Below are 7340 nucleotides of genomic sequence, written 5' to 3' on the forward strand. Positions count from 1 at the left end.
GTGCACACGTACCGTCGTCGTGGTCTCCCCGGCGGGCAGCACCGCCGGTTCGGTGGTCACGAAGACGACCGGCCGGGGGTCCGCGCCGCGGGCCGCGGCGACCCGGGTGCCGGCCGGCACCCGCACCGGGCCGCGGTCCGGGCCGGTACGGGTCAGGCGCACGTCCGCCCAGGCCGCCGCCGGTGGATGCCGGGTGACGCCGAGCAGGTTCAGGAACGCCACGTACGCCTTCTCCGGCAACTGGTTCAGCCGGTAGATCATCACCTCGGTCAGGTACGCGAACGCCTCCACCAGCGCCATGCCCGGGTCGTGCGCGGACAGGTCGGTCCAGTCCGGGCAGGACCGGGCGATGCGTTCCCGCGCCTCGGTGACCAGGTCGAGGAAGGCGCGGTCGTCCAGGTGCGGCACCGGCAGCGTCATGACGTGCCCTCCTCGTCTGCGGTTTCCTCGTCGGCGGGCAGCAGGTCGACGGAGAACACCAGGTGGCCGGGGGAGAGGCTGGCCCGCACCCGGTAGTCGAGCCGGATCACCAGGCGCCACGGGTCGTCCGGGTCGGGGCCGGCGTCCACGTCGAGCACCTCGACCCGGGGCTCCCAGCGCCGGATCGCCTGCCGCACGTAGTGGATCGCCAGCCCGGCGGTGGTGTCGTCGTTGGGCGCGAAGACGAGCCGGTGCAGCCGCGACCCGTACCCGGGACGCATCAGCCGCTCCCCGGGCGTGGTGGACAGCAGCAGGTACAGCGCCTGGCGTACCGTCTCGTCGCCGTCGGTCATGGCGAGCGAGCCTGCGGCGGTGAGCGCGAGACCACCGGCGCGGCCGGCGTCGAAGCCGGCGCCGACGAAGCGGAAGGCCCTCATGCGTCCGCCCCCAGGAAGCTCTGCCGCACGTCGCGGACCTGGTGGTGCACGGTGCCCGGCGGGGTGCCGTCGGTCAGACCGTCCAGGTGCGACAGCACCACCGGCTGCCGGTCCACCCGCACCCACGTGCTGTAACCCACTGTCACGGTCAGCGTGTGCAGGCACGGTTTGATCGTCGGGCCGTAGTTGGGGCAGGCGGTGATGTCGCGCCCCTCCGGGTCGGGGCGGATCAGCACCGGCACGGCCTGGACCGTCACCCACTGCTGGGACGGGCGGTTGCTCACCCGCCCGTCGTGTCCGCAGGTGATCAGCGAGTCGCGGTGGATCCAGCGCATCAGCCACCTCCGGCGGAACGGGCGAGCGTACGGGCCTGCGCGGCGGCGGTCTCGGCGTCCTCGGCCGCCGGGGCGTGCAGGAAGTCGACGGTGCGGCCGCGTACCACGACGGCCCGGCCGGGCGCGGAGAGCACCAGGTCACCGGCGGCGTGCACGGTGGTCAGCTCGGGACGCAGCTCGACGAAGCTGCCCGCGTCGGTGGCCAGCCGCAGCGTGCGCCCGTCGTCGTCGATCACGATGGACTGCCCGGTGCCGGTCCGCATCGACCAGCGCCGCGAGCGGCCGGACACGATCCCGGTGTCGTACGGCTCGACCGCGCCGAACAGCGAACCGAGCACCACGCCCGAGGCCGGTTCGCCGCCGGGCAGCGCCACCAGCACGGTGTCGTCCGGGTCGGGCAGCGCGACGATCCCCTTGCCCCGGCCCGCGCCCGGGCAGAGCACCGCGAGCCATCCGGCGTCCAGATCGCCGTACGCGGGCAGCGTCACCCGGGCCCGGCCCAGCCCGTCCGGGTCGTCGACGTCGGTGACGGTGCCGAGCGTGACAGTCGCCGCCGGGGGCGCGGCCGACGGCGGCGGGCCGGGCGGCGCGGTGGAGAACCGGGTCAGGTGCCCGTCGGCGTCCACCGTGTGCACCACCTCGGTGAGCACGTACACCCCGGCCAGCGGCTCCGGGACGCCGGCCAGCGCGATCCGCCGGCCCGGTCGCAGCGCCGGGTCGCCCTCCGCGGTGCCCTCGGCGGTGACCAGCGCCGCCACCCGGGCGTCCAGCCCGGCTCGGGCCAGCGCGGCCAGCTCGTCGTCGCTGCGGCCCGGCTGGTCCACAGCGGTACGGACGCCGTCCGCGCCCACGTCGCCCGGGTCGGGGCGCAGCGGGATGCGCCGCCCGCTGCGCGCCTCGTCCGCGCGCTGGCTCAGCGGCTCGGCGCGCTGCGGGTGCCAGCCGAGCACTGCGCACTCCGCGCCCGCCCGGTCCAGGTTCTCGGTGATCCGCAGCGCGTGCACCGTCTCGCCGAGCGTCAACGGCAGCGGCTCCCCGTAGCCCTCCAGCGTGAACAGCCGCAACCGGTCACCGTCCACGCCGAGGTGCAGTCCGGCCCGGCCGGCCACCTCGCACAGCAGATCCAGGTCGGTGTGCCGGTGCTGGAGCAGCCGGTCCAGGCGCGGCCCGTCGTCCTCGGCCGCCACGCTCAACCCCAGCCCGGCGCACAGGTCGGCGGCCAGCTCGGCGGCGGTCACCGACTCGAACACGCGCAGCTCCTGCCGCTTGCGCAGCCGGTGCAGCGGGTCGTACGCCCGGATCCGGGCCAGCGCGGCGCCGTCACCGGCGTACTCCCGCTCGACTGCTGTCACCTCGCCGGTGAACAGCGCCTCCGCCTGCCCGTCGAGGCGGACGTCGAGGGCGGCGCCGGGGCGTACCGGAGGGTCGAGCGGACCCGCGCCGGGGGCGGCGGCGAGGGTCAGCTCGCACTGTGCCGGGCGGTCGAGGCGGGCGGCGACGCGGATGCCGCGCAGCCGGGCCGGGTCGGCCAGCGGTCGCCCGTCGACCGTGACCAGGGCGGCCCGGCTCACGGCGCACCCCCGGCGGCCGCTCGCCGCGCCGGGCTGGTCGCGTGGCGGGTCACGGCGTGCCTCCCGCGGTGACGGCGTCCGGCGCGACGGTGGTGGCGCCGGCCGGCGGGACGGCGAGCGCGGTGCCGGCGGGCACGGTGAGCGGGTCGGTGATCCGGTTGTGCTCGGCGAGCAGCCGCCAGCGCAGCGGCGAGCCCAGCGCGTCGTGGGCGAGCAGGTCGAAGCGCACCCCGGACCAGCCCGGCTCGGCCGCGCCGTCGGCGGCGGCGACCACCGCGGACCCGGGCGCGACAGCGGGTGTGCTCGCCGCGGCCAGTTCCTCCTCGAACCCGGCGCGCGCCGCCTCCGCGCCCTCGGCGACGCGGACCAGCTTCAGCCGCAGCCAGGAGCGCCGGGGCGTACCGGTGAGGGTGAACGCGTCGAACCGTTCCGCGATCGCGGTGATCACGCCCGGCACGTTCCAGGTCTTGCCCCAGACCAGGCGGACCAGCGGCGGGCGTAGCCAGCCGTGCTCGACCGCCGAGTTCTCCGCCAGCATCCACAACGGCCGGGTCAGCGTGCGGACGTCCTCGGGCCGGGCCGGCGACTCCACGAAGTCGACGTCGAAGAGCAGGTCCAGGACCAGTTCGGTACGCCCGCCGCCGGTGAAGACCAGCGGGTCGTCGGCCAGCCCGGCGCCGGTCAGCGGCCCGTCCGGTCCGCCGCGCGGGCGTACCCCGGCCAGCCGGGTCACCTGCACGGTCTCCGGGTTGAGCAGGCAGTCGACCCGGGTGCCGGACTCGTCCACGAGGAAGGCGACGCGCTCCATCAGTCACCCGCCTGTTCCTGGTCCAGCCGGGCCGTGTCGCTCCACCGCGTGGGCTGCGGGGCGGGCCACGCCGGTTCGGCCGGGAGCGCCGGCCACGGATCCGCGTGCGTCCCGCCGCCCTCGGCCATCCCGGCCGCCACGTGGCCCGTCGTGCGGGTCGGGTCGGAACCGTCCGGCAGGGCCGGCCACGGGTTGCTGTACGTGGGACGCGCGGGCCACCGCCCCTGCCTCTCCCCGGACGCCGGGTCGTGTCCGCCCGGGTACGGCAGGCCGGCGGCGCGCCCCGGGTACTGGGCGACGGATCCGTCCCTTGTCCCGTCGCGACCGTTCGTTGATCCGGTTCGACCGCCCTTGATGCGTGCGGCCGGTCCGCGCGGCAACGACGGTGGTGCAGCCGCGAAGGTGAGCGGGGGCGTGTCCCCTCGACCGGACGGCACGTCCGCTCCGGCGATGTCGTCCCTGCGCGTCGGCCGGCCCCGGTCGACCTGTGGGAGGTTGCGGAGCGGGTCCACCCGGTCGGGGCCGGGCCTGCGCTCGGACGGTGACGGCCGGTTCGATTCGCCGGATCTCACGCGGCCCGGCGATCCGATCGTGTCCCGGCTGCCGGCGGGGTGTACGGGCCCGGCGGGCACGCCCGGGTCGGTGGGCCGACCGGTGCCGTCGCTGCTCGCGCCCCTCGTGCGGGTGAGGGCCGGCCTGAGGGCGCGAGTCACCGCCGGCCGGCGTGCCGGGGGCGCGCCACCGATGGCTTCCGTGGTGCGTGCGGTACCGGTCGGGCCGACGGCGCCCGGTGATCCGGTCCGGTCCGGCATACGCGCCGCTCTCGTCCTCTCCGGTGCCCCGGCCAAGCCGATCGGCTCCGTCACGAACCGGTTCGCGGGTTCACCCGCAGACGCCCCGTCGTCCCACGACCGCGAGGCCCCGTCCGAGCGGGACCGGGCGCCCGGCGTCGGCGTGGAAGGCGCCGCCCCGCTCACTTCCCACCCGGCACTCGTCGCTCCCGGCGACCGCGCACCGCGCCCCGGCTCCGAGTTCCCGCTTCCCGAGATACCCGTCCCACTTCCCAGGAGCTCCGGGAGATCTTGGTAGGAAACGGCCCCTATAGGGGCCCTTTCGTACCAAGATCTCGGCGGGCTGTTGCGGAAAGCGGCGAGTCCGTTGATCAAACGTGCCATCCAGCGCCACCGGCCCCTCTGGCGCCGCTCGTCGGAGAGCGGGGGAGGAGCGGAAACCGGCGGAAGGTCGCGCAGCAGGCCGGGGGCGTGCGCCGCCACCAGCCGCCGCCAGTGCTCGGGCGGCTGACCGGGGGCGGGCTGCTGGCCGGGCAAGGGCGGCGCGTCCTCGGCCGGGGCCGGACCGGACAGGCGATCCGCGGTGACCCGCAGCGCGCGGGCCAGCCGGTCACGCGCCCGCCGGGGCGGCGGCACCGCCGGCCTCCAGTTCCAGGCCCTCGTACGCCAGGGTCAGCGCCTCGATGGCGATCTCCTGCGACAGGGTGTTCAGGTGCGCGCCCCGCCACCGGGTCGGCCAGGCGTTGATCATGTTCCAGCGCAGCACCTCGGCGGTGCCGGCCGGGTCGAGCAGCACCACCGACACGTTGCGCCGGTTGACGGTGCCCTTCGCCGCCGCGTTCACCCAGTCCCACAGCTCACGTGAGCTGGTCAGGCCGAAGTGGAGTGTGACCGGGGCGTACTCGACCTGTCCCGGCACGGCCCGGATGCGCTCGTTGCCCGCCTCCCGGTACGACAGCGCGGGAATCGCCACCTCGAAGCCGCTGACCTCGGTGAAGTGCCCGTTGGTGATGCCGTTGATCAGCAGCTTGAAGTGGTAGGCGCGGTACGGGTCGACGGGCGCCCCCGGCTGCGGCGTCGCGGTGGTGGGCATGTCAGCCTCCGATCGTCTCGGTCTCGGTGCCGCCGGCCCACTGGCTCAGCTTGAACACCACGAACTCCGCGGGCTTGACCACGGCGATGCCGATGTGCGCCACCACCATCCCGGCGTCGCGGACGTCGGCCGGGTTGGTCTCCTCGTCGCACTTGACGAAGAACGCCTCCTCGGGCGTACGGCCGAGCAGCGCGCCGTCGCGCCACACCCGGGTGAGGAACGCCCCGATGTCGCGGCGGATCGAGCGCCACAGCGTGAAGTCGTTCGGCTCGAACACCATCCACCGGGTGCCGCCCGCGATGGCCTGCTCGATCGAGATGGACAGCCGCCGCACGTTCAGGTAGCGCCACTCGCTGGCCTCGGCGGCGAGCGTACGGGCGCCCCACAGCCGGATGCCCTCCCCGGCGAAGAACCGGATCACGTTGACGCCCTTGGGGTTGAGCACGTCGTGCTCGGGCCGGGTCACCCGGTACGCGAGGTCGACGGCGCCGCGTACCGGCTCGTTGGCGGGCGCCTTGTGCACGCCGCGCAGCGCGTCGGTGCGGGCCCAGATGCCGGCGACGTGCCCGCTCGGCGGGGTGAGCACCAGGTCGCCGCTGAGCGGGTCGCGGACCCGGATCCACGGGAAGTAGAAGGTGGCGTAGTCCGACTGCCGGGGCCGGTCGCCGCCGGGCGGTTCGTCGTCGGCGTCGCCCGGCGTACCCTCGGCGGGTTTGTCGGCCGACGCGGATGAAGCGGCCGACGCGGGCTTGGGCGGCTTGCCCGGCGTGGCGACGCGGGTGAGCCGGGAGACGTCGGTGACCTCCGGCGGCGGGTCGCAGATCGCCACCATGGTGCGCAGCCGCTCGGCCATGCTGATCAGGGCCTCGTGCGAGACCGGGTCGTGGTAGCCGGGCGCGGCCACTATGGAGACCTCGTCGATCGCCTCCAGCAGTTCCAGGCCGCCGCGCCGCCCGCCGGTGCCGGTGAGGCGGCCGCCCTCGCCGACGTTCACCACCCAGCAGCGGGTGCCGCCGTTGTCCAGGAAGCCGAACACGGCGCGGGCCAGCGGGGTGCTCTCCAGGTGCTCGCCGTCGGCGTACAGCCGCAGGAACTCGGTCCAGCTGTTCACCGCCAGCGCCTCGCCGACGTGGGCGCCCCGGTCGGGCGCGACCCCGACGAACGCGGCGGTGCTCATGCCGACCGGTCCGATCGGGCGGGCCCCGCTCGGTACCTCCTCGACGTAGATGCCGGGGGAGAAGTAGGTGGGCATCGGTCCTCCTCGGACGTCAGTCGGGCGCGCGGACGACGATCAGGTGGTCGCCGTCCGGATCGAGTTCGGCGGTGTGGACGCGTCCCGCGCCGACCAGCCGGATCCGCACCGGGGCGTCCGGCGCGTCGGGGTCGTGCGGCACGCCGGTCAGCCGGAACCGGCCGGCGGTGTCGGTCTCGGTGGCCTGGGCGGTGCCCACCAGCTCCACCCGGACGGCGGCGAGCGGCTGGTCCTGCGGGCCGACCACCCGGCCGTCGAGCGTGCGCATGCCGAGCTGCCGCAGTCGCAGCGGGTGCCGCACCGGCGGCGCGATCGGGACCGGCCGGTCGATCCGGGCCGGCACCTCCAGCAGCTGCTCCGGCCGGGGCGCCACGCCGAGCGCCCGCCACAGCGCCGGGTCGCCGGTGGCGAGCACCAGTTCCGGCCGGCCCGCCGTGGTGGCGGCGGCGAGCACCCGGTCCAGCGCGGGCAGCGCCGCCGGCCCGCCGCCGGAGACCAGCAGGCGGACCACGAACCGGTACGGCTCGCGCGCCGCGCCGCCGGTGGCGGTCTGCCGGGCCGGCCGCAGCTCCAGCGGCCAGACCGTGAGGCCGCCGCCGGGGTCGTCGCGCGGCGGGCCGACCGGTACGGGGT

At 75.9% G+C, this 7340-nt stretch carries 8 protein-coding genes; all 8 read right to left on the bottom strand.

The genetic code is table 11. The features are described from left to right. On the bottom strand, nt 1-420 hold a 420-nt coding region (locus KBX39_RS17855), incomplete at its 3' end, for a baseplate J/gp47 family protein (protein ID WP_247660325.1). Beyond that, entirely contained in the window at nt 417-857 is a 441-nt protein-coding gene (locus KBX39_RS17860) for a GPW/gp25 family protein (protein WP_069088533.1), read from the bottom strand. The genes KBX39_RS17855 and KBX39_RS17860, both read right to left, overlap by 4 nt. After that, nucleotides 854-1192 (bottom strand): hypothetical protein, encoded by a 339-nt coding sequence (locus tag KBX39_RS17865; protein WP_064445743.1) that lies wholly within the window; start codon nt 1190-1192, stop codon nt 854-856. The genes KBX39_RS17860 and KBX39_RS17865 overlap by 4 nt, the downstream gene beginning before the upstream one ends. Beyond that, a complete protein-coding gene (locus KBX39_RS17870; protein WP_210871617.1) occupies nt 1192-2763 on the bottom strand; it encodes a phage baseplate assembly protein V in 1572 nt (523 codons plus the stop codon). The genes KBX39_RS17865 and KBX39_RS17870 overlap by 1 nt, the downstream gene beginning before the upstream one ends. A gap of 49 nt (nt 2764-2812) precedes the next feature. Further along, entirely contained in the window at nt 2813-3571 is a 759-nt protein-coding gene (locus KBX39_RS17875; RefSeq protein ID WP_210871620.1) for a hypothetical protein, read from the bottom strand. Nucleotides 3572-4972: 1401 nt separating this feature from the next. Continuing rightward, nucleotides 4973-5455: a phage tail protein gene (locus KBX39_RS17880; protein ID WP_043323571.1), complete on the bottom strand. Its 483-nt coding sequence runs from the start codon at nt 5453-5455 to the stop codon at nt 4973-4975. A 1-nt stretch (nt 5456) separates the two neighbouring features. Continuing rightward, the gene (locus KBX39_RS17885) at nt 5457-6707 is read right to left on the bottom strand and encodes a phage tail sheath subtilisin-like domain-containing protein (protein ID WP_210871622.1); all 1251 of its coding nucleotides are present in this window, start codon (nt 6705-6707) and stop codon (nt 5457-5459) included. A gap of 16 nt (nt 6708-6723) precedes the next feature. Then, nucleotides 6724-7340 (bottom strand): carboxypeptidase-like regulatory domain-containing protein (locus tag KBX39_RS17890; RefSeq protein WP_210871624.1); only part of this gene is annotated, 617 nt, incomplete at its 5' end.

The sequence above is a fragment of the Micromonospora sp. D75 genome, from assembly GCF_018070405.1.
Classification (GTDB): domain Bacteria; phylum Actinomycetota; class Actinomycetes; order Mycobacteriales; family Micromonosporaceae; genus Micromonospora; species Micromonospora chalcea.

Coding starts and splice junctions, on each gene's coding strand:
- KBX39_RS17885 (WP_210871622.1), bottom strand. CDS start 6,707: ATGCCCACCTACTTCTCCCCCGGCATCTACGTCGAGGAGGTACCGAGC.
- KBX39_RS17860 (WP_069088533.1), bottom strand. CDS start 857: ATGAGGGCCTTCCGCTTCGTCGGCGCCGGCTTCGACGCCGGCCGCGCC.
- KBX39_RS17865 (WP_064445743.1), bottom strand. CDS start 1,192: ATGCGCTGGATCCACCGCGACTCGCTGATCACCTGCGGACACGACGGG.
- KBX39_RS17875 (WP_210871620.1), bottom strand. CDS start 3,571: ATGGAGCGCGTCGCCTTCCTCGTGGACGAGTCCGGCACCCGGGTCGAC.
- KBX39_RS17880 (WP_043323571.1), bottom strand. CDS start 5,455: ATGCCCACCACCGCGACGCCGCAGCCGGGGGCGCCCGTCGACCCGTAC.